Here is a 21,758-nt window from a genome sequence, read left to right as displayed (position 1 = left end):
CGACGTCAGGCAGGAGTGTATTTCCCCCCGCTCTCGGTCAATCTGGCACGGCCCGAAACAAAATTCACGCGGAATTTTGACCTTTTGGAAAAGCATGGCGCCATGGGACGACGCCACGGTTAATTCCTGCTGTCGAGGGCTTCAGGCCGAAATGGCGGAGGGGATCGCGCAGACGACGCCCGTGCCCTTCATGTTGCAATAGCCATGGGGGTTCTTCGCCAGATACTGCTGGTGGTCTTGTTCGGCAAAGTAGAACACCGGTGCTGCCGCGATCTCGGTGGTGATCTTGCCGCGTCCGGCGCTCCGCAGGGATGCTTCGTAGACGTCGCGCGATGCGATCGCCGCCTCGTATTGCCGATCCCCGAATGTATAGATTGCCGAGCGATAGGTGGTGCCGACATCATTGCCCTGGCGCATGCCTTGCGTCGGATCGTGGCTTTCCCAGAACAGCTTCAACAGCTCCGCGTAGGACACGACCTCGGGATCATGGACGACGAGCACGACCTCGGTGTGACCGGTAAGGCCGGTGCAGGTTTCCTGATAGGTCGGGTTGGGCGTGACGCCGCCGGCGAAGCCGACCGCCGTCACCCACACACCCTCGATCTGCCAGAACAGCCGCTCCGCGCCCCAGAAGCAGCCGAGCCCGAACATCGCCGTTTCCAGCCCTTCGGGATAAGGCCCCTTGAGCGGCCTCTTCGACACGTGATGCCTGGAGGCGGTCGGCATCGCCTTGGCGCGTCCCGGCAGCGCCTCCGAGGGCTTCGGCAAATTGAGCTTCTTGTTCAGCATGTCGCTGAGAAAGAACATGCGGTCTGCCTTTCTGTCTGTGTTGGGATGCCGGAGATCACAAACGGGAAATCAAGAGGTCGGGCGGGAAATCAAGAGGTCGGGGCGAACTGCCCCTTGGGCCGCTCGCGCCTGTAGCCGACGGTATAGAGCAGGAAGGCAAGCACCGCGAACACCGCGAAGCCGGGCTGGTTGAGCACCCAGGCGATGGCGCCATCCCACACCAGTGGATTGGTCTTGGCGCGAACGAAAGTCTCGAACGCGCTGCGCGTATCCGGCGAGACAGCGAGCCAGCTGGCGTTGAGCGGGGTCATGACCAATGCCGACGCAGCAACAGAGCGGGTCGTGTCGAGCACCGCCATGATCACGGAAATGGCCAGCGCAACCATGGCTGCAAGACGGAAAACGAAGCGGATCATCCAGACCTTTTCCCCTGGGATATCACCAGGCTTTTCAATGCCTGTTTCGAAGCCAGACATAGTGCGCGCATGGATAGTGCGCAATCACGACACACGAATTTGAGACAAGGCTAGGCTGCCGGCCTCTTCTTTCGCCGGTTGACGCGCCAGACCGCGAAAACGCCGCCAGCAATCGCGCCGATCACCAGCCCGCCAAGCCCGATGAACAGGGCAAAATAGCCACAGCCACCCTCGAAGCAGCTCATGCTGGTGGCATCGGCGATCAGCGAGCCGGCGGCAAACCCGGCAACGGCGCCGATCGCCGCGCCAAGGATGATCCCCAGGATGGCGGCGACCACCGACAGCAGCACCGACGGCCTTTCGGTTTCCGGGCTGGAATAGACCAGCTCGGCGCCCGAGCCGCGGCGAAGGAGATAGATGCACAGCAGCCCGACAGCGATTTCGATGGCGGTGATGACCAGCCCCTTGGCATAGAAGGCGAAATTCGGCGTCACCAGCACATAGGCTTGGCGCGCCAGCAGCCACAGGATGGTGACAACCTGCCAGATGGTGAAGTGGCGGGGGAAACGCGCCGAACGGCCGAAGGCGAGGCCGAGCAGATAAAGCCCCCACAGGATGGTGACGATGTTGGCGATGAGGCCGCTGTAGATGAGATAGAAGACGTTGTCCGGCACATCGTAGGCGCCGATCATCGGCCAGAACGAGACCAGGCCATAGACCGACCACGCCATGACGAAGACGACCCATCCGGGCGGCACATAGGAAAGTCCGCTGTCTGGGGGAAGCCCGTTGTCTGGCGGCCTTGCCGGCTGTTGGTTGGTCGACGTCATCTCGGGACAATTCCCCCCTCGGTCCAGTCGACAGGCGACCCGGCGCGAAGTCAAGAACGACAGGCCCGGCGGCCCCGCCTGTGCACATCATTCGCCGTCAACCGCACCGGAAGCGCGGCAAAATCGGCATCGCAAAACCATCTGCGACGAACAAAGCAGGACGAGTGCCATTATGGCTTGGCATTCGGCTCGGGATCGACTAGATGAGCCCCGCACCTGTTGCTTTGACGGCTCAGATGCTGGGGAAAGAGATGTCCGTTGGTTGACGGCACCTTCGCTGCGGAATTCCCGCAACGGCTTCCCAAGGGAGATGCATCTCCCCAACCCGCGCGGCGAAACCGGCCGCAGCGAAAATGCAAGGACGGAGAGGTGGCCGAGTGGTTGAAGGCGCACGCCTGGAAAGTGTGTTTACGGGAGACCGTAACGCGGGTTCGAATCCCGCTCTCTCCGCCAGAACTCTTCCAACAACTTGTTGAAATCGCTTTATGATTTCTGGAAGACGATATTCTTCCCCACTTCTCCCAGCGGCATAGGCCGTTCGATAGGCGACCAGGTGGCAATAGCCGGGATCTGCCGGTAGATTGTGATTGCGGGGTTCTCGTTGGGGTTCCTAGCTATTTGAGCACGTCAGCACGACCTCTTTCATTTTGTTCTGCCAATCCGGTCCGAGCGCATCCCGGGCGGAAAGCGCATTCTCGGAACCCGGTTCGCCGTTCTTGAACATTCGAATGGCAAATGACTGGCTGTGGTGCCCCATCACCATTGGCACGCCAGGCTGGTAGGTGGTCGTGGCCGTTACGTAGTTGCCGTTCGCAACGGCGGTCGCGTTGTAGGTGCCCGGCGTCTGTACGACTTGGACATTGCTTTGAGAGGCCGCGTCGACAATGATGTAGCTGTCGTACCCGGCCTTGAGAGTTGCAACAGCGGCTTGTTTTTGGGCAACCCTTGCAGCGCCGATCTCACCACATGCCGGCGCAGCCGACGACTGCACAACTGCCGTGTTCTTCGAAGTCTGGATTGTATTGGCCGAAGCGCACCCAGCTAAAGACTACGTATACTCCAACTTTCGCGGGATGCGTAGCCGAAGGAGTAATTGATTGCGTCAGCGCTGTAAATGATTTCGTTGACTTGCTATTAGTACCAGAACTCTTAGTGAATGAGATTATGTTTAGATGAGAGTAAATAATTGTCGGCTTCGGATTCTTTTTTCATATCTTTTCTTAATATTATCGACACTTGCCTTAACTTCCTTGTCTTCTGCATTTTTACTTACCCCAATTACGTGCAAAACTTCGATTTTCATTTCGATTGACTTTCATCCGAACGAGCACTGCCGGGGTGCACGAGCCAAGAACGTAATCTACACCATGACGATGGAGGCGGCGTCCCGCAAGGGTCGGCCGCTATTTTTTACTTCGAATCTACTTTGATCGAAATATTAGACACAAAATATCGGATGTATACCAACAATATTTCGTCCGCCGCCTCTCGCAACCAACCCGCCGCCGCTCGTTGACCATACGCTGGTTGATCCCAGCTCCACCTCTCTTGCCCGCTGCCTGTGGCGGACCTTTTCTGGGTGAGTTCGCAGGCTTGCTTTACACAGCGCACCTTTTTCCTCATTGAGGTGCATCTACAATCGGGGTGATCCATGAAGAAGTACGAAAAGCCTACATTGGTTAAGCGTGAATGCCTGTCTCAGGTCACTGCGATGCCGTCATCATCTGGGTCGACGCCGCCGCCACCGCCGCTCGGATAATCGATCTGGATTGGTTAGAAACGCCCGTCTCGGCTCAAGCCGGGGCGGGCTTTTGCTTTTCGGGAGCCTTTCAGCGCAAGCGCCCGCTGCCTCACGGTGGCGGGCTGGATTGGTCGTGCTACCCAGCACCTTCGACAAGCGCGAACAGTGCACCACCGCCATCGCCGAATATCAGACGCAACCAACGCCGGCGGGCTGGTCGCTGGACTGCTTACGGAGCGCTGTTTAGGGTGGTGGCAACTGACGTGAACTGGGCATTAAGCGCGTTTCCTAGCGCGCCTGCTCCAACCATAATTGCCAAGGCAATGAGTGCCGCGATCAAACCATATTCGATGGCTGTTGCGCCGGATTCGTCGCGCAGAAATTTTGCTACCAGTTGCATTTTTCAAGCCCCGACTCTGTTGGCGTCAGATTAGCGACAGCTAATTTCATGCAGGTAAACAAACATGGTTCGTTTTTAACCAGTCGACGCCGCGATCGGTAAAATTGTCTGGATGCGGTTAAGGTCTCGCTCACAGGCCATGTCCATGCTCAACCGTGCGAGGCGCGTTGCGTTTCGCCTCGGCCCTAGAGCTAAAGCCCGTTGCCTCAAGCTCCCCGCCCGCGGCAACGTGCTTTCCCGTTTCAGAGGTCCGAACGCGGCACCGGGCCTGTGGCGCCCGCATTTTGCTCGCCACACCAGATCATCATGCATCTGCGCCAATTTAAGGTTGGCTTCCTGTTGCTCTTACGTGACGGAAGGTTGGTGCCTCTTGCCCTGCGGGGGTGGCCAGTCTGCGGTGCAAAGCTTTGGCGAGGCTCTGGGAGTTTACAAATCCGTAAGTCGCCAAACCAGTCAGAGGTGGCTAACTTGCTGTTGCGAAGAAGGATTTAAGCCCCGCGTGGTCTAGCTGCGCGGGGCCTTTTTTGCGGCGACCCTACAATGGAGATCGCCGTAGCCACCCTGTCACGTCGGGAGGTCGCTCGTGGATACCGTTCGATGCCAGTTCGCGCTACGGGCGAGGCCGACGGCGCACCATCGCTACGCTGCCGGCGTTCCCTTGGCCGCAACCGCGGGCGGATCTCTTCGGTCAGGTCATTGTTGATCGTGATGAGCCGGTGCACCTCGTCTTGAATTATTAACAGCGCCTCGGGGAGCATGCGCGTTTCCACGGTTGGTTCCACGCTAGCTCCAACGCCGCGCGATCGGAGGGTGTGCTTTTAGAAGCTGTGTCGACGCGAGCTTCAATTCGGAGGTATCCGCGACACCAAGCCAATGCACAGAGTTGGATCAATTACGTGCCTGGCCAAGTTTGCCCGGCATTCCCAATGGAGATTTCGCATGTTCAAATTCACTTCGGCCGTACTGCTCCTCCTGGTCAGCACGGCGCCGTTGCTCGCCGACGATATGCCGGTCAATGCCGACGCCATCAAATGGGGTCCGGTTCCGCCATTCCTCCCCGCAGGCGCCAAAATGGCGGTGGTCGCCGGAGACCCGTCGAAAGACGGCATCTTTGTTCTTAGGCTGCAGATGCCCGCCAACTACAAGATTCCCGCTCACAACCATCCGACTTCGGAATATGTCACGGTGCTGTCCGGCGATTTTAACATTGGTATGGGCGACAAGCTTGATGAGGCAAAGGGCATGCACCTGACGGCAGGCGGATTTGGCGTTGCACCGGCTCAGATGAACCACTTTGCCTGGACGACCAGCGCCACGATTGTTCAGGTCCACGGCGAAGGTCCGTTCGCGATCACATACGTCAATCCGGCGGATGACCCGAGCAAGAAATGATCCGCTGCCCAAAATGGGCGGCAGGGTCAAGATGCGCTGTCCCACGATCGGACAGCGCATCCGACGAGCACGATGAAACTAGCCGTGACCCTCAAATATCCCGGCCAGTGGCGCAAGACAGGATTGCCGAATAATATTTCCCGGGGCTAATGTATCGCCCCAGGCTCGCACTAGGACACGACGAGCCTTCTTAAGGTCGTTTCCCCTGATATGACGCGGCAGGGTGATCTGGAATGAAGCGAGTTTCAGTAACGCTCATGGGCGCAAGCACAATTATGGCGATAGCTACGCCGGTTAGCGCTCGAATAATCTTTTGCAATAACTATCCATATGAAGTGTATTTTTCAATTGCCTATCAGCAATTTCAAGCTAACGGCGATGCCTTGGACTGGCTATCGCGTGGTTGGCTTGGAGTAGAAACCGGTAAGTGCGAAGAGTTCGACAGTGCGATAGCCGTCTCGGAATTTTACTGGCGAGGCGAAACCAATTTCTACAAGCAAGGCAGGGGACGTGCGAGGGACTCGTGGCCCAGCAAGGACGGTAAGAAATTTTGGAATGTTGAAGGGGACTTTCAATTCTATCAGGCTGACCATACTAAGCCCGAAGCTCAGAAGCCAACGTTCAGCACGTACGAAAAGTCGTTTCGGGCGAAAGACGGTCCGATCACAGAAACGATTACGATTTTGGAAGGTGGCCAAGTCACATCAGACGCGACTGGCGCAGTTGAACAGTGACACTTTTCACGCCGCTGTCGTTCCCTTTGCCGTGACCGCCCGGTGAATCTCTTCGGTCAGGTCATTGTTGATCTTGATGAGCCGGTGCACCTCGTCCTGGATCTTCAACAGCGCCTCGGCGTCCTTGTAGGTCTGCAGCGCCTGCTTGTCCGAGGCGGCGGCCGAAACCTTTTGGCCCACCATGATCACGGACAGCAGTACCAGTTGCAGAAATGTCTGGGCGATCCAGGCGATCAGCGTTGCCACTCCGCCCTGGATGGCAGCGGGCAAGCTGATAAGGGCGATCGCCGCGAAGATATAGGCGCACCACATGGTGCCGACAGAGTTGGTGATGATGAGGGCTATTCGCCCGTTCAGGCCCACCTGTTCATGCTTGGTAAGATGCGGCCCGATCTTCTCGCGTTCCTTAAGTCGCGAATTGGGAATGTGTTCGACTTCCTTCATTGTTGAGCTCTCATTGCAGGGCGAGCAGCCTGCGGTTGGACAATCGTGTTGCGGCACCGTGGCGGCAACATGAGCCGCTTGCCCCGGTTCGACCATAGGGTCGGGTCAAAATCTATATAAAATTCCTATTTCTTTCCGCACCGCCCCGTCTCGAACCTTTATGGCGATCGGGTCCATATTCCGCCTGAGAAAGATTTCGGGTGCCGTGCCATTTGAAAATGGAGCGGCCCGTTTTCACGGTATTTTGAGCCCTTCGACCAAGGGCTCAAAATACAAGCAGAAATAAGGAACAGCGTGATGGACATCATTCTTGTCGGGTTAGGGCTTTTGTTTTTTGCCCTGGCCCTCGTCTACGTCAAAGCCTGTGACAGAATTTAAGCAAAGGATCGAACCATGCTTGTCGACTATATCCTCGGTGGCGGTGTGACGCTGTTCCTGCTTGCCTACCTGACATACGCCCTCGTTCGCCCAGAACGTTTCTGATCGCCGCAGGCACGGAAAGCCAAACCCATGACACTCTTCGGATGGATACAGATCCTCGTCTATTGCGGGATCGTCATTTTGCTCGTGAAGCCGCTCGGCGGCTACATGTATCGTGTCTTCAACGGCGAGCGCACGCTTCTGTCGCCGATTTTCGGCCCGTTCGAGCGCGGGCTTTACCGCATTTGCGGAACCAGCGACCGCGAGGAACAGCACTGGACCACCTATGCGGTGGCGATGCTGCTGTTCAACCTGGCCGGGTTCCTGCTGCTCTATGTCCTGCCACGGGTCCAGGGGCTGCTGCCCTACAATCCGGCGGGCATGACCGCCATCACGCCTGACCTCGCCTTCAACACCGCCGTCAGCTTCGTCACCAACACCAACTGGCAGAACTACGGCGGCGAAAGCACGATGTCCTACTTCGTGCAGATGGTGGGCCTCACCGTGCAGAACTTCGTGTCGGCCGCCACCGGCATCGCCATCGCGATGGCGCTGATCCGCGGCTTCGCCCGGGCGTCGGGCAAGTCGATCGGCAATTTCTGGGTCGATATGACCCGCGCAACGCTCTACCTGCTCCTGCCGCTCTGCATCGTGCTGACGCTGGTCTATGTCTGGCTCGGCATGCCGCAGACGTTCGGCCCCTATGTCAGCGCCACGACGCTTGAAGGCGCGCAGCAGACGATCGCGGTTGGTCCCGTCGCCACGCAGATCGCCATCAAGATGCTGGGCACCAATGGCGGCGGCTTCTTCAACGCCAATGCGGCACACCCGTTCGAAAATCCCGACGCGATCTCCAACCTGATCCAGATGGTGACGATCTTCGCCATAGGTGCTGCCCTCACCAACGTCTTCGGCCGCATGATCGGCAACCAGCGCCAGGGCTGGGCGATCCTGTCGGCGATGGGCGTCCTGTTCATCGCCGGCGTCATCGTCTGCTATTGGGCGGAAGCCGCCGGCAACCCGCTGGTCCATGCGCTCGGCCTCGACGGCGGCAATATGGAAGGCAAGGAAAGCCGCTTCGGCATCGCGCTCTCCGCTCTGTTCGCGGTCATCACCACGGCCGCATCCTGCGGCGCCGTCAACGCCATGCACGGCTCCTTCACCGCGCTTGGCGGCATGATCCCGCTCGTCAACATGCAACTCGGCGAGGTCATCGTCGGCGGTGTCGGCGCCGGTCTCTACGGCATCCTGATGTTCATCGTCGTCGCCGTCTTCGTTGCCGGGCTGATGGTCGGTCGCACGCCCGAATATCTCGGCAAGAAGATCGAGGCCAAGGAGGTCAAGATGGCGATGCTCGCCATCCTGTGCCTGCCGCTGGCGATGCTGATCTTCACGGCCATCGCCGTGGTGTTGCCAAGCGGCGTCGCCGCCATGGGCAATGCAGGCCCGCACGGCTTCTCCGAGGTCCTCTATGCCTACACCTCGGCTGCCGCGAACAACGGCTCGGCCTTTGGCGGCCTCAGCGGCAACACGCCCTGGTACAACATCACGCTCGGTATCGGCATGCTGATGGGGCGGTTCCTGGTGATCATCCCCGCGCTTGCCATCGCAGGCTCGCTGGCGGCGAAGAAGACCGTCCCGGCGTCGGCCGGCACCTTCCCGACCGATGGCCCGCTTTTCGTCGGACTGCTGGTCGGCGTGATCGTGATCGTCGGCGGCCTGACCTTCTTCCCGGCACTCGCGGTCGGACCGATCGTCGAACATCTGGCGATGATCCATGGACAAACGTTCTGAGATAGCCATGGGCTGGTTGAACCTCACGCGTCGCAAGGGACGGCCCCCGGCCGGCAATGAGGGGGAGGCGACTCCCCCTCCCTTCCCGACCGTGTCCACATTCCTCGGCATCGCGGCAGTCATGATCGTGGTCTGGCTGCTGGCCTACGGGCCGCCGCACTTCTTTTCGGCATCCGATCGATCGGCGCCGTCCAACACCATCGGCACTGGAGCCAACAAATGAGCCAGTCTAAATCCGCGAGCATCATGGATGCCCGCATCCTGTGGCCCGCCATCGGCGGGGCCTTCAGGAAACTCGATCCGCGCACCCTGATCAGGAACCCGGTGATGTTCGTCGTCGCCGTCGTGTCGGCGCTGACCACCGTCCTGTTCATCAGGGATCTCATCACCGGCGGCGGCGATTTCAAATTCACGCTGCAGATCATCATCTGGCTGTGGTTCACCGTGCTTTTCGCCAACTTCGCCGAAGCGGTCGCAGAAGGCCGCGGCAAGGCGCAGGCCGACTCGCTTCGCAAGGCGCGCACCGAGACCCAGGCCAAGCTGCTGGCCGGCGAAGACCGCACCAAATTCAAGATGGTGCCGGGCACCAGCCTGAAGGTCGGCGACATCGTCCTCGTCGAGGCCGGCGACATCATCCCGTCGGACGGCGAAGTGGTCGAAGGCGTCGCCTCGGTCAATGAAGCGGCGATCACCGGCGAATCCGCCCCGGTCATCCGCGAATCCGGCGGCGACCGTTCCGCGGTCACCGGCGGCACGCAGGTCTTGTCCGACTGGATCCGCGTGCGCATCACCGCGGCGTCCGGCCACACTTTCCTCGACCGCATGATCTCGCTGGTCGAGGGCGCCGAGCGCCAGAAGACGCCGAACGAAATCGCGCTCAACATCCTGCTCGTCGGCATGACGCTGATCTTCGTGCTGGCCACCGCGACGATCCCGAGCTTCGCCTCCTATTCGGGCGGCTATATTTCGGTGACCGTTCTCGTTGCCCTGTTCGTCACCCTGATCCCGACCACGATCGGCGCCCTGCTGTCGGCCATCGGCATCGCCGGCATGGACCGCCTGGTCCGCTTCAACGTGCTGGCCATGTCAGGCCGCGCCGTGGAGGCCGCGGGCGACGTCGACACGCTGCTGCTCGACAAGACCGGCACGATCACGCTCGGCAACCGCCAGGCGACCGAGTTCCGCCCGGTCAAGGGCGTCACCGAACAGGAACTGGCCGACGCCGCCCAGCTCGCTTCGCTTGCCGACGAAACGCCGGAAGGCCGCTCGATCGTCGTGCTGGCGAAGGAGAAATACGCCATCCGTGCCCGCGACATGGCAACGCTGCATGCCACCTTCGTGCCCTTCACCGCGCAGACCCGCATGAGCGGCGTCGACATCGATGGCTCGTCGGTGCGCAAGGGCGCGGTCGATTCCGTCCTTGCCCATGTCAACCAGTCGACGTCAGCCTCTCATGGCACGCGCCCAAGCAGCGACGCCGTCCGAGACCTCCAGGCCATCGCCGACGAGATCGCCAAATCCGGCGGCACGCCGCTGGCGGTCGAGCGCGACGGGCGCCTGCTCGGCGTCGTGCACCTCAAGGACATCGTCAAGGGCGGCATCAAGGAACGCTTCACCGAGCTGCGCCGCATGGGCATCCGCACGGTGATGATCACCGGCGACAATCCGATGACGGCGGCGGCGATCGCCGCGGAAGCCGGCGTCGACGACTTCCTTGCCCAGGCGACGCCCGAGGACAAGCTGAAGCTGATCCGCGACGAACAGGCCAAGGGCAAGCTGGTCGCCATGTGCGGCGACGGCACCAACGACGCGCCTGCCCTCGCCCAGGCCGATGTCGGGGTCGCGATGAACACCGGCACCGTCGCCGCGCGCGAAGCCGGCAACATGATCGATCTCGACAGCGATCCGACCAAGCTCATCGAGATCGTCGAAATCGGCAAGGCCCTGCTGATGACGCGCGGCTCGCTGACCACCTTCTCCATCGCCAATGACGTGGCCAAGTATTTCGCCATCATCCCGGCCATGTTCGCCGTCTTCTACATCGCGCCCGGACAGACCACCGGCCCGCTGCAGGCGCTGAACGTCATGAACCTGGCAACGCCGCAGAGCGCCATCCTGTCGGCCATCATCTTCAACGCGCTGATCATCATCGCGCTGATCCCGTTGTCGCTGAAAGGCGTCAAGTATCGTGCGATCGGCGCCGGCGCGCTGCTCAGCCGCAACCTTCTGGTCTACGGCCTCGGCGGCATCATCGTGCCGTTCGTCGGCATCAAGCTGATCGACATGGCCATCACCGCCATCGGTCTCGCATAAGGATCATCTCGATGTTCAAGCAAATCAGACCCGCGATCATCATGATCGTCTTCTTCACCGCCCTCACCGGCCTGGTCTACCCCTTGGGCATGACCGGCATCGCTCAAGCGCTGTTCCCGCGCCAGGCCAATGGCAGCCTGATCGAGAAAGACGGCAAGGTCATCGGTTCCGAACTGATCGGCCAGGCCTTCGCCAGCGACAAGTATTTCCACGGCCGGCCTTCGGCTGCCGGCAACAACGGCTACGACGCCTCCTCCTCCGGCGGCACGAATCTCGGCCCGACCAACCCGAAGCTGATCGACCGCATCAAGGGCGATGCCGAAAAGCTGAAGGCGGAAAACCCGAACCAGCCGGTGCCGATGGATCTCGTCACCACGTCCGGCAGCGGCCTTGACCCGGATATCAGTCCGGAGGCCGCGTACTTCCAGGTCCCCCGGGTCGCCAAGGCCAGGGGCATCGATGAAGTCAAGGTCAAGGCGCTGGTCGACAGCCATGTCGAGGGTCGCGAACTCGGCTTCATGGGCGAGCCCGTGGTCAATGTGCTGGCGCTCAACCTTGCGCTGGACGCCGCGAAGTAATGAATGGTGCCTGCCGGGGATCGACACTATCCCCGGCGCCATTCATGATCGATTCTGATGCCGGACGACAGAAGCAACGAAACCAGGCCCTCCCCAGACGCGCTGCTTGATCATGCGGAGCGCGAGGGGCGCGGCCGCCTGAGAATATTCCTGGGCGCGGCGCCCGGTGTCGGCAAGACCTACGAGATGCTGATGTCGGGCCGCGCCAGGCTGGCGGACGGCGTTGACGTGGTGATCGGCATTGTCGAGACACACGGCCGCAAGGAAACACTGGCCCTGGTCGAGGGCTATGAGGTCATTCCGCGGCGACACATCGACTACAAGGGGCGCGCCCTCGACGAGATGGATATCGATGCCATCATCGCCCGCCGCCCGGCGCTGGTTCTCGTCGACGAACTCGCCCACACCAACGCACCCGGCAGCCGCCACCCCAAGCGCTACCTCGACGTCCAGGAAATCCTGACGCAAGGCATCGACGTTTACACGACCCTGAACATCCAGCATGTCGAAAGCCTGAATGACGTCGTCGCCCAGATCACGCGCGTCAGGGTTCGCGAGACGGTTCCCGATTCCATCATCGACCAGGCCGATGATGTCGAGATCATCGACCTCACTCCCGACGACCTGATCAAGCGGCTGGAAGAGGGAAAAGTCTACTTTCCCAACACCGCCCAGCGTGCCATCGAAAACTATTTTTCGCCGGGCAATCTGACCGCGCTGCGGGAGCTGGCGCTGCGCCGCACCGCCCAGCGCGTCGACGAGCAGCTGCTGATCCACATGCAGGCCCATGCCATCCCCGGCCCTTGGGCGGCGGGTGAGAGGGTTCTCGTCTGCATCGACGCAAGCCCGGGCGGAGCCGCCCGCGTTCGTTACGCGCGCAGGCTGGCCGACCGGCTCCGCGCTCCCTGGACGGCGCTTCACGTCGATAGCCCTCGCTCGGCCAGCATGCCGGAGGCTGACAAGGACCGGCTGGCGACCAACCTGCGCCTTGCCGAACAGCTCGGCGCCGAGGTAACGACCATTCCCGGTCAGAACATCGCGCAAGACATCGTTCGCCATGCCACCGCGAACAATTTCACCCATATCGTGATCGGCCGGCCAACCCGGTCGCGCTGGCGGGAATTGATCGAGGGCTCGCTCACCTATGATCTCATCCGCAATGCCGGCGACATCAGCGTGCATGTCATTTCGGGAAACGAACCGAACAGCGAGGCGGCGTCGCGGAGCGTCAGGACGGCGGACGAGCAGAGGCAGTTCCAGATCTGGCCCTATCTCAAGGCCACGGCCTATGTCGCGGGCTCGCTCGCATTCAGCTCGGTGCTCGACCAGTTTCTCGACGTACGCAACCTCGCGATCATCTTTCTCATCGCCGTTCTGGCATCGGCGGTCACCGGCGGACTCTGGCCGGCTCTCTATGCCTGTCTCCTCAGCGCCCTTGCCTTCAACTATTTTTTCCTCGAGCCGCGCTACACGCTGACGATCAGGGATCCGGAGAGCATCGTTGCGCTCGGCGTGTTCCTGGTTGTTGCCGTCATCGCCAGCAATTTGACGGCACGCGTGCAGCGTCAGGCGGTCGCCGCCCGCGCCCGGGCGCGGGCCACCGAGGATATCTACCTCTTTTCAAAGAAGCTCGCCGGCGCCGGTACGCTCGACGACGTTCTCTGGGCGACCGCCTTCCAGATCGCTTCGATGCTGAAGCTGCGGGTGGTGCTGCTTTTGCCTGAAGACGGAACGATCACCGTCAAGGCCGGCTATCCGCCGGACGACACGCTGGCCGAGGCCGACATCGCCGCCGCCCGCTGGGCCTGGGAGCATAACCGTGCCGCGGGGCGCGGCGCCGACACGCTGCCCGGCGCCAAGCGCCTCTATCTTCCCTTGCGGACGGGGCGAACGGCAATCGGTGTCGTCGGCCTCGACAACGACAAGCAGGGCCCGCTGCTGACGCCCGAGCAGCAGCGCCTGCTCGACGCGCTCGCCGACCAGGCGGCGGTTGCCATCGAGCGCATCCAGCTGGTCGCCGATGTCGACCGCGCCAAGCTTGCGGCCGAGGCCGACCGGCTGCGCTCGGCGCTGCTCACCTCCATCTCCCATGATCTGAAGACGCCGCTTGCCGCCATCATGGGCGCGGCCGGCACGTTGAGGGAATTCGCACCCGCGCTCCCCGAACAGGACCGGGCGGAGCTCTTGTCGACCGTGCTCGACGAATCCGAACGGCTGAACCGCTTCATCGCCAATCTGCTCGACATGACCAAGATCGAGTCCGGCGCCATGGAGCCCAACTATGCGCTCCACTATGTCGGCGACATTGTTGGCTCGGCCCTGCGACGGGCAAGGAAGATCATCGGCGAGCACAAGATCGAAATGGACATTCCGCAGGACCTGCCGATGTTGCGGCTCGACCCGGTGCTGTTCGAGCAGGTCCTGTTCAATCTCCTCGACAATGCAGCCAAATATGCGCCGCCGGCGTCGACGATCCGGCTGCAGGGCTGGAGCGACAATGGTTCCGTCGTGCTTCAGGTCATGGATGAGGGGCCAGGCATCCCCCCCGGCGATCTGGAACGGATCTTCGACTCGTTCTACCGGGTGCGCAAACGCGACCAGGTCCGCGCCGGCACCGGGCTCGGCCTGTCGATCTGCCGCGGCTTCATCGAGGCGATGGGCGGAACGATTTCGGCGGCGAACCGCACTGACCGCCCGGGCGCGGTCTTCACCATCCGCATGCCGAAGCCGACAGAACTGCCCGATATCGATGAACCCAATGCGGACGATCTGGCATGACAAATTCGAACGTCAAGATATTGGTCGTCGATGACGAACCGCCGATCCGCAAGCTGCTTCGCGTTGGCCTCGGCAGCCAGGGCTATGCTATCAGCGAGGCGCCCAACGCCAAGGTCGCGATCGAACTCGTCGATGCGGAGAAGCCGGACCTGATCCTGCTCGACCTTGGCCTGCCCGGCATGGGCGGCCACGACCTGTTGCGCAAATGGCGTGACGACGGTCTCGACGTTCCCGTGGTCATCCTGTCCAGCCGCACCGATGAGGCCGGCATCGTCAAGGCGCTGGAACTCGGCGCCGACGACTATGTCACCAAGCCGTTCGGCATGAACGAGCTGGTCGCACGCATCCGCGTGGCGCTGCGCCACCGGTTCCAGCAGCAGGGCGAGAAGCCGGTGTTCCACACCGGCGATCTGTCCGTCGACCTCGTCAAGCGCATCGTCAGGGTCGAGGGCAAGGAGATCAAGCTGTCGCCGAAAGAATACGACATCCTGCGCATCCTCGTGCAGCATGCGGGCAAGGTTCTCACCCACCATTTCCTGTTGAAGCAGGTCTGGGGCGATACGACTGACGTCCAGTATCTGCGGGTCTATGTGCGCCAGCTCAGGCAAAAGATCGAGAAGACGCCGGACCAGCCGCGCTACATCACCACCGAGACCGGGGTTGGCTACCGATTGCGCGAGGTCGACGGGAGCGGAGCATAGCTCGATAGGCACGCCCTCGTCCTGGTCCGAGGGCGCAACCGGTATTCGGGCACGATCACGCCAACAGGGTGAGCGGCATTCACCGCTCACCCATCGGCCGTTATGTCCTGACGCTCAGTTGGCCGAGAGTTCCGCGGTCCGGGCAAGCGCGCCGCCAAAACCGGCGAGCGAGATCGAGAAGCTGATCGGCTGTCCGGTGTCCGCCGCCGTGGCATCGACCTTCAGCGTCGTGCCGCTCGTCAGCATCGGCGTGATATCCGCATCGAACGCCACCGGCACCAGGCACCCAACGGCCTGGCAGGTGTTGAAGGGAAGCGTGCCGTCAAGCTTCTTGTCGTCGATTTCGAGAGCGATGCCCTTGGCCAGCGCCAGCCCGAATGGCAGCGCCAGCGTTCCGGCCGCATCCTCGCCGGTCTTCGTCGTCAGCTCGATCGCCAGCAGGCGTTGGTTGGTCTGCTTGTTGAACTGCTGGTGCGAGAGGCTGCACACCTTGTTCGTGCCGGCGATCTGGCAATTGACCGTCCAGTCGCCGTGGGTTTCGGACAGTGCAGAAGCACCGCCGGGCAGTTGCGGCGGCTTGGCGGCGTCGGTGGCCGGCGCCGCCGCCTTGTCCGTCTTGGTTTGTGCCGCCATCGACATGGACAAGCCGAGGACGCAGAAAGCTCCCAGTGCGGCTGCGAAATAGACTTGCTTGCGACCCATGAGCACCCCTTTTTTGCCAGCTTCCGCCTCAAGTCAACTAGAAGCTGACCTTGAAGGACGCGCTGACCGCATTCAGTTTTACAGTTTCCCCGAAAGCGCCATTATACCGGACGGACATGCCGACGCCATTCACGCCATTGAGTTCAAGCCCGGCGCCGACCCGATAGAGCGGCGAATCGACGGCTTCCGTCAAGTGCAGAGCCGGATTGCCTGGCAGATTCTGCGCCGCCGCGAAGCGTCCCTCGGTCTCCCACTCCTTGTTGGAGAATTCCACGCCGGCTTTTCCGTAGATGCGGATACTGGCGATGTCGCTAAGTGCAATATCAGTGCCGATCTCGAGGCCGGGCGTCGCGGAATAGTATATGTTGGCACTGCCATCGAAATTGAAAGCAGCGACCGAGCCCGTCTCGTTGCCGGACGCCCGAAGCCAGCGCGCGTCGAACTGCAAGGTCGGCATAGTCGCCACCGGTACGAATGTCGCCATTGTTGGTACCGGTGGCGGAGCCGCCTAAGGTAGCCGCGCCGCCATTGCCGCCGCTTGCGATGATACCGGGAACGAGGCCGCCCGCGCTGCCCCCATCACCTCCCGTCGCTCCCGCCGACCGCACGAGCATGCCGACGGAGAACGCTGAGGTGGTCCTCACCTCGCCATCATTGGTCGCGCTGGCGCTGCCACCTGAACCGCCGCCGCCGCCCTTTCCAGCGTTTTCGATTGCCAACGGACTGGCGCCACCGACGCCGCCGCCGGTTCCGCCAACGCCACCCTCCGATCGGGCCAGAATGCCAAAGGCACCGACCCCGGTGGTGTTGATGACGCTGCCGGCACCCGCGTTGGCCTCGGCCGAACCGCCGCTGGCGCCGTTGCCAGCATCGCCACCTTTGGAGACCAGGGCGTTGCCGATGCCGGTAACAGACCCGCCATCACCACCGCGCCCGCCGATCGAAGCCGCGACCAGCCCGTGTCCGCCATCGGCGCTGCCTGCCAGATTTCCGGTATTGCCGGCAATGACACCGCCGCCTGCCGCCCCGTTGTTGCCATCGCCACCGAGCGCGACCGGCGTGCACAGCGGGCAGACGCCGAACCCGATCGCATTGCCGCCCTTGCCGCCGGCGCCGCCGGTGGAAATGCCGCCGAAGACGGGGCCGCCACTGGAGATTACCGAATTGTTGTTGACAACAAGCGGATCCGGCGACGGCGCGTGGCCCGAATCTCCGTCCGTGCCCAAGACGACGATATTGTCGCCGCTGTCTCCCGCGGTGCCAGTGATGACCGTGACCTGCGCATGAAGCGGGACCGGCGCAAGCGAGACGAAACCGGCCAAAGCGGTGAAGGCCAGGAAACGGGTCCATTGGCGCGGCCGGGCTAGCGAAAGCGCGACCCTAAGCCCGACATTGCCCGCAATCCGTGTCTCGGTGGCGTGCGCCGAACAAACCTCAAGACGTTGCGGCAATTCGCTCGGACGCCTCGGATCGAACAACTCGCCGATATGAGAGCATGCGTTTCCACCTGGAACACGACGCTTGGAACCCGCGAGCAGCAGACCGGTCGATGCGACAGCCTGAAACCGCCCTGAAAACAAAGCCATGCACCCACCCCTGATCTGCGACGCTCTCAACCCCTCCTCGGGTTCCGGCGTCACAGCCCCATCTGTAGTAAAAACTCGCGACACTCGCGATCAGCGCAATGCATCACAGCCAACGCTGCCTCGGGTCAGCCCTGAAGCATCGGCCAAGTCAGATTACATTGCCTCCGATCGATGGAATCGGAATGCTACGGGCTGGACACTGACCAAAACATCGGGGGTTTGGTAGTCGTCATATGACGACAGTCTTCCAATCTCTGGCGCATATTTCGAAGAAGCGATGATTAGACTCCAGTAGCGCGAAATCCTTGATTCTGTTGCTTTCACCCATGGCACCGCCCGGACAAACGCCCTATATCAGGGGAGAGGCCTGTTTTCGTGCGGGAGTGAACCAATGTCACCGCTTCGCCCATCCACCGTTTTGATGTCGGTAATGCTGGCGGCAACCATGTTGCCAGTCGCGGGTTCGCACGCCTTTGCCCAGCTGAACTCGGCCAATACCAACGCGCTGATCCAGCAAAACCAGTTGCAGACGCTGCAGAACAGTCTGCAGAGGGAGCAATTCCAGCAGCAGCAGCAGCAGTACCGTGCGCAGGACCGCGTGATCGTTCAGCAGCCTACGCCGGTGGTGCCTCAAGCCAGGCCGAATTGCCAGACGTCGATCATTGGTACGACCGCCGTCAACAATTGCCGCTGACAAGCCGGCGTTTTCCATTTATTTAGCCGACTTACGTGCATGCAATGCCGTGCGCGTGGACGGTAGTTTTGGTTTTGCAACGGTGCCGCTTCGCGCTATGGGCACCGCTGGACTGGATTTTTTGACATGGCAGCCACAAAGAAGAAGGCCGTACGCAAGGCATTGAAGGGCGAGAGGATTCGTCAGGTCGCGGCGATTCCCTTCCGGCTGAACGCAAAGGGCGATATCGAGGTAATGCTGGTGACGTCGCGCACCACCAGGCGCTTCATCGTGCCCAAGGGCTGGCCCATGAAGGGCAAGAGCGGGCGCAAGGCAGCCATGATCGAGGCGCAGGAAGAAGCCGGCGTGCTCGGCAAGACGCTGAAGGACCCGGCCGGCACCTACACCTATTGGAAGCGGCTTTCGACCCGCTTTGCCCGGGTTGATGTCGTCGTCTATATGCTGGCCGTGACGGAGGAACTGGCAAATTGGCAGGAAGCCAAGAGGCGGCAGCGGGCCTGGCTGGCACCTGCCGACGCCGCGCTTCTTATCGACGAGCCGGATCTGTCGACGCTGGTGCGGACATTGTGTGTTCCCGAAGCTGCGCCAGCCGACGAGAGCCGTGATCAGCCGGCCTGAGCGAAACGGCCTGCGCGACCTGGCCACGGCGCCTCAACGAGGGCGTAGTGCGCCCGAAGCACCAAGAATCGAGCGCTTGATCATCCCGATGCCATCGTTTCTTTTTTATAGCCGTTGGCATTCCCCTACGTAAACTTGAGCTGTTGATGTCGGCAAGTTTCCCTCAACGGATAATCGGGGAATTTATTGGCTGTTAAGGCCGATTTGCTAATCGGGTTGCTGTCGTTGGGGAACAGGCGACACTATAAAACGGGGCAATTCCCTGGCCGGCGCCGGATCAGCCGGGCAGGGTAGATTTACGGGGTCGTCGCAATTTCCATGGCCGTTCGATGAAACTGTCATCGATGAACGCCAGCCCTCGTCTTCTCGGGCTCGTCTGGCCGTTCATTGTCGTTGTTCTCGTCCAGGCCCTCGTTGCCAGTCTCAGCCTCTATACCTTGTCCGCGGTGCGCGCCTATGTCGGCGGCGAGAGCCACTGGTCGAAGGGACAGAAGCACGCCATCTATTTTCTCAGCCTCTATGCCGATACCGGCAACCAGAATTTCTTCGACGAATTTCGCGAAGCCATCGCCGTTCCGCTGGCGGATCGTGCGGCGCGGCTTGCGCTGGAACAGCCCGAACCCGACACAGACGCCGCGCACGCCGGCTTCCTTCAGGGCGGAAACCATCCAGATGACGTGACGGGCATGATCTGGCTGTTCCAGAATTTCCGAGGCGTCAGCTATCTCGACACCGCCATCCGGCACTGGACTGCCGCCGACGGCATGATCCTGGTCATCGACCGGCTGGGCGAGACGATGCATCGCAGATACGTGGAAGGACCCGCATCGACCGAACAGATTGCCAGCTGGAAGGCGGAAATCCATCGTCTCGACCGCCAGATCGGCCCGCTCTCCAAGGCATTCTCCGACAGCCTCGGCGAGGGATCGCGCTTCATCAAGATGGCGCTCACGCTCGCCAACCTCCTCACCGCCGCGCTGCTTATCCTGCTTGCCGTATGGCGGACGAGGAAACTTCTGGAGCAGCGCCAGGCCTTCCAGAACGCTCTCAACGCCGAGCGTGAGCGGGCTCAGATCACGCTGGCCTCCATCGGCCAGGCCGTCATCAGCACCGGGCCGGACGGACGGCTGGACTACATGAACGCCGTCGCCGAAAGGCTGCTGGCATGCCCACTCAGCGCGGCCAGGGGCAAGCCGGTTGCGTCGCTTTTCAAGGTTGTCGACAAGGAGACAGGCGCCGAGGAGCCCCGACTGATGGAACGCCTGCTGGTCGGCGAGCCGCGCCGCTCCAACGTCCGCCCGCAATTGCTGCGGCGGCCGGACGGGTCCTTCGTGTCCGTCGCACTGACCGGTGCGCCGCTTCTGATTTCCGGCCGGATCGTCGGCGCAGTGCTGGCGTTCCACGACATGACGCGCGAGCAGGACTATATCGAACGGCTTTCATGGCAGGCATCGCATGATGCGTTGACCGGACTTGCCAATCGTCGCGACTTCGAAAGCCGGCTGGAAAGAACGATCGCGGACTTGCATGACAAGCCGCTTCAGCACGCGCTGATGTATCTCGACCTCGATCAGTTCAAGCTGGTCAATGACACATGCGGCCATGCAGCGGGCGACCAGTTGCTGCGCCAGATTTCCCTGATGCTGGCCAGCGAATTGCGGCCAGGCGACATTTTCGCCCGGCTGGGTGGCGATGAGTTCGGCGTGCTCCTCCTCGATTGCGACGCCGATCGCGCCGCCAGCACCGCCGAACGGCTGCGCGTGATCGTCCAGGACCTGCATTTCACCTGGGAAGGCAGGCCCTTCAACACCAGCGCCAGCATCGGCATGGTTCAGATCACCAACTTCGAAACCACGCTGGAGGAGGTCCTGCGGGCCGCCGACGTCGCCTGCTACATGGCCAAGGAAAAGGGGCGCAATCGCGTCCAGCTCCACAGCGACGGCGACATGGCCTTGCGCGAACGCTTCGGCGAAATGGCCTGGGTTCAACGCCTGCACGCAGCACTTGAGGAAAACCGCTTCCAGCTCCACGCCCAGGAAATCCGTCCGCTCGACGACGAGGCGGCGGAGGCTGGCGCGCATGTCGAGGTGCTGTTGCGGCTGACCGACGAGGACGGCGTTGTCGTCAGCCCCGGCAGTTTCATTCCAGCGGCAGAGCGCTATGGCCTCATGCCGTCGATCGACCGCTGGGTGGTCAGCAACACGTTCCGGGTTCTTGCCGCGCGGCTTGCCGATCCGAGCCAGCCCCCCATCGCCACCTGCGCCATCAATCTTTCAGGCGCGACCTTCGGCGACGAGACGTTCCTCGCTTTCCTGCGCGAGCAGTTCGTCGCCCATGGCATTCCGCCGCGCATGATCTGCCTGGAGATCACCGAGACCAGCGCCATCGCCAACCTTGGCAACGCCATTCGCTTCATTGCCGACCTGCGTGGGCTGGGCTGCCGCTTCGCGCTTGACGATTTCGGCTCCGGCATGTCGTCCTTCGCCTATCTCAAGCACCTGCCTGTCGAGTACCTCAAGATCGACGGCAGTTTCGTCAAGGACATGCTGGAAGACCGTATCGACCGCGCCATGGTTGAGATGATCCATCATATCGGCAAGGTGATGGGCAAGCGCACCATCGCCGAATTCGTCGAAAACGACGGCATCATCGCGGCCCTGAAGTCGATAGGGGTCGACTACGCACAAGGCTACGGGATTGCCAGGCCGCAACCCTTCGACGCTTCGACCTCGTTCCTCGGCGCTGGCACGGCGCCAAAAGCGGACGCCGACCCATGGGTCGACCTGGCGCGCAAGCTGCGCCGCAAGGCCGGCTGATCGGTCTTGAGC

Annotated in this window: 21 protein-coding genes and 1 tRNA gene; 13 read left to right on the top strand and 9 right to left on the bottom strand. The window is 61.6% G+C overall.

Annotation, left to right across the window (positions count from 1 at the left end; translation table 11 throughout):
* Positions 1-141 precede the first annotated feature (141 nt).
* The 3 genes from msrA to ABVQ20_RS25380 form a co-directional block, all read right to left on the bottom strand.
* On the bottom strand, positions 142-807 hold the full coding sequence (gene msrA, locus ABVQ20_RS25390) for a peptide-methionine (S)-S-oxide reductase MsrA (RefSeq protein ID WP_354462408.1): 666 nt from the start codon (positions 805-807) through the stop codon (positions 142-144).
* A 71-nt stretch (positions 808-878) separates the two neighbouring features.
* Complete coding sequence (locus ABVQ20_RS25385; RefSeq protein WP_354462407.1) at positions 879-1,205, bottom strand: hypothetical protein; 327 nt, start codon at positions 1,203-1,205, stop codon at positions 879-881.
* A 110-nt stretch (positions 1,206-1,315) separates the two neighbouring features.
* Positions 1,316-2,035, bottom strand: a complete 720-nt coding sequence (locus ABVQ20_RS25380) for a hypothetical protein (RefSeq protein ID WP_354462406.1) — start codon at positions 2,033-2,035, stop codon at positions 1,316-1,318.
* 363 nt (positions 2,036-2,398) lie between these two features.
* On the opposite strand from ABVQ20_RS25380, the gene ABVQ20_RS25375 reads away from it, so the two are divergent.
* Positions 2,399-2,488: transfer RNA gene (locus tag ABVQ20_RS25375), tRNA-Ser, on the top strand.
* A gap of 157 nt (positions 2,489-2,645) precedes the next feature.
* On the opposite strand, the gene ABVQ20_RS25370 is transcribed toward ABVQ20_RS25375, so the two are convergent.
* Complete coding sequence (locus tag ABVQ20_RS25370; RefSeq protein WP_354462405.1) at positions 2,646-3,026, bottom strand: hypothetical protein; 381 nt, start codon at positions 3,024-3,026, stop codon at positions 2,646-2,648.
* 979 nt (positions 3,027-4,005) lie between these two features.
* Entirely contained in the window at positions 4,006-4,176 is a 171-nt protein-coding gene (locus ABVQ20_RS25365) for a Flp family type IVb pilin (protein WP_354462404.1), read from the bottom strand.
* Between the two features lie 939 nt (positions 4,177-5,115).
* Here ABVQ20_RS25365 and ABVQ20_RS25360 point away from each other — a divergent pair.
* Together ABVQ20_RS25360 and ABVQ20_RS25355 are read left to right on the top strand one after the other, a co-directional pair.
* A complete protein-coding gene (locus ABVQ20_RS25360; RefSeq protein WP_354462403.1) occupies positions 5,116-5,568 on the top strand; it encodes a cupin domain-containing protein in 453 nt (150 codons plus the stop codon).
* A gap of 233 nt (positions 5,569-5,801) precedes the next feature.
* Positions 5,802-6,302, top strand: coding sequence for a DUF1036 domain-containing protein (locus ABVQ20_RS25355; RefSeq protein ID WP_354462402.1), 501 nt, complete (start codon positions 5,802-5,804; stop codon positions 6,300-6,302).
* 6 nt (positions 6,303-6,308) lie between these two features.
* Here ABVQ20_RS25355 and ABVQ20_RS25350 read toward each other — a convergent pair whose 3' ends face one another.
* Positions 6,309-6,746 carry a hypothetical protein gene (locus ABVQ20_RS25350; protein ID WP_354462401.1) on the bottom strand — a complete coding sequence of 146 codons (438 nt, stop codon included), beginning with the start codon at positions 6,744-6,746 and terminating at the stop codon, positions 6,309-6,311.
* Positions 6,747-7,139: 393 nt separating this feature from the next.
* Between ABVQ20_RS25350 and kdpF the strand changes: the two genes are divergently transcribed.
* The 7 genes from kdpF to ABVQ20_RS25315 are packed head-to-tail and all read left to right on the top strand — an operon-like array spanning position 7,140 to position 15,330.
* Positions 7,140-7,229 carry a K(+)-transporting ATPase subunit F gene (gene kdpF, locus ABVQ20_RS25345; RefSeq protein WP_081609884.1) on the top strand — a complete coding sequence of 30 codons (90 nt, stop codon included), beginning with the start codon at positions 7,140-7,142 and terminating at the stop codon, positions 7,227-7,229.
* Between the two features lie 27 nt (positions 7,230-7,256).
* Positions 7,257-8,960 (top strand): potassium-transporting ATPase subunit KdpA, encoded by a 1,704-nt coding sequence (kdpA, locus tag ABVQ20_RS25340; RefSeq protein WP_354462400.1) that lies wholly within the window; start codon positions 7,257-7,259, stop codon positions 8,958-8,960.
* Positions 8,944-9,183, top strand: coding sequence for a hypothetical protein (locus ABVQ20_RS25335; protein ID WP_354462399.1), 240 nt, complete (start codon positions 8,944-8,946; stop codon positions 9,181-9,183). Before kdpA ends, ABVQ20_RS25335 begins: the two co-directional genes overlap by 17 nt.
* The gene (kdpB, locus tag ABVQ20_RS25330; RefSeq protein ID WP_354462398.1) at positions 9,180-11,273 is read left to right on the top strand and encodes a potassium-transporting ATPase subunit KdpB; all 2,094 of its coding nucleotides are present in this window, start codon (positions 9,180-9,182) and stop codon (positions 11,271-11,273) included. The genes ABVQ20_RS25335 and kdpB overlap by 4 nt, the downstream gene beginning before the upstream one ends.
* 11 nt (positions 11,274-11,284) lie before the next feature.
* On the top strand, positions 11,285-11,851 hold the full coding sequence (gene kdpC, locus ABVQ20_RS25325; protein ID WP_354462397.1) for a potassium-transporting ATPase subunit KdpC: 567 nt from the start codon (positions 11,285-11,287) through the stop codon (positions 11,849-11,851).
* A gap of 57 nt (positions 11,852-11,908) precedes the next feature.
* Positions 11,909-14,629, top strand: a complete 2,721-nt coding sequence (locus ABVQ20_RS25320; protein WP_354462396.1) for a DUF4118 domain-containing protein — start codon at positions 11,909-11,911, stop codon at positions 14,627-14,629.
* Positions 14,626-15,330 carry a response regulator transcription factor gene (locus ABVQ20_RS25315; RefSeq protein ID WP_354462395.1) on the top strand — a complete coding sequence of 235 codons (705 nt, stop codon included), beginning with the start codon at positions 14,626-14,628 and terminating at the stop codon, positions 15,328-15,330. The genes ABVQ20_RS25320 and ABVQ20_RS25315 overlap by 4 nt, the downstream gene beginning before the upstream one ends.
* Positions 15,331-15,444: 114 nt before the next feature.
* Here ABVQ20_RS25315 and ABVQ20_RS25310 read toward each other — a convergent pair whose 3' ends face one another.
* The 3 genes from ABVQ20_RS25310 to ABVQ20_RS25300 are packed head-to-tail and all read right to left on the bottom strand — an operon-like array spanning position 15,445 to position 17,618.
* Positions 15,445-16,032 (bottom strand): invasion associated locus B family protein, encoded by a 588-nt coding sequence (locus tag ABVQ20_RS25310; protein WP_354462394.1) that lies wholly within the window; start codon positions 16,030-16,032, stop codon positions 15,445-15,447.
* A 37-nt stretch (positions 16,033-16,069) separates the two neighbouring features.
* The gene (locus ABVQ20_RS25305; RefSeq protein ID WP_354462393.1) at positions 16,070-16,306 is read right to left on the bottom strand and encodes a hypothetical protein; all 237 of its coding nucleotides are present in this window, start codon (positions 16,304-16,306) and stop codon (positions 16,070-16,072) included.
* A gap of 49 nt (positions 16,307-16,355) precedes the next feature.
* Positions 16,356-17,618 (bottom strand): hypothetical protein, encoded by a 1,263-nt coding sequence (locus ABVQ20_RS25300; protein WP_354462392.1) that lies wholly within the window; start codon positions 17,616-17,618, stop codon positions 16,356-16,358.
* Positions 17,619-18,009: 391 nt separating this feature from the next.
* On the opposite strand from ABVQ20_RS25300, the gene ABVQ20_RS25295 reads away from it, so the two are divergent.
* From ABVQ20_RS25295 to ABVQ20_RS25285, 3 genes are all read left to right on the top strand, one after another.
* Complete coding sequence (locus ABVQ20_RS25295; protein ID WP_354462391.1) at positions 18,010-18,312, top strand: hypothetical protein; 303 nt, start codon at positions 18,010-18,012, stop codon at positions 18,310-18,312.
* A gap of 126 nt (positions 18,313-18,438) precedes the next feature.
* Positions 18,439-18,930 carry an NUDIX hydrolase gene (locus ABVQ20_RS25290; RefSeq protein WP_354462390.1) on the top strand — a complete coding sequence of 164 codons (492 nt, stop codon included), beginning with the start codon at positions 18,439-18,441 and terminating at the stop codon, positions 18,928-18,930.
* Positions 18,931-19,274: 344 nt separating this feature from the next.
* Positions 19,275-21,746 carry an EAL domain-containing protein gene (locus ABVQ20_RS25285; protein ID WP_435528429.1) on the top strand — a complete coding sequence of 824 codons (2,472 nt, stop codon included), beginning with the start codon at positions 19,275-19,277 and terminating at the stop codon, positions 21,744-21,746.
* Positions 21,747-21,758 lie beyond the last annotated feature (12 nt).

The organism is Mesorhizobium shangrilense, assembly GCF_040537815.1.
Lineage (GTDB): Bacteria > Pseudomonadota > Alphaproteobacteria > Rhizobiales > Rhizobiaceae > Mesorhizobium > Mesorhizobium shangrilense.
Note: the sequence above shows the minus strand (reverse complement) of the source record. Positions and strands in the feature narration are given on the sequence as shown.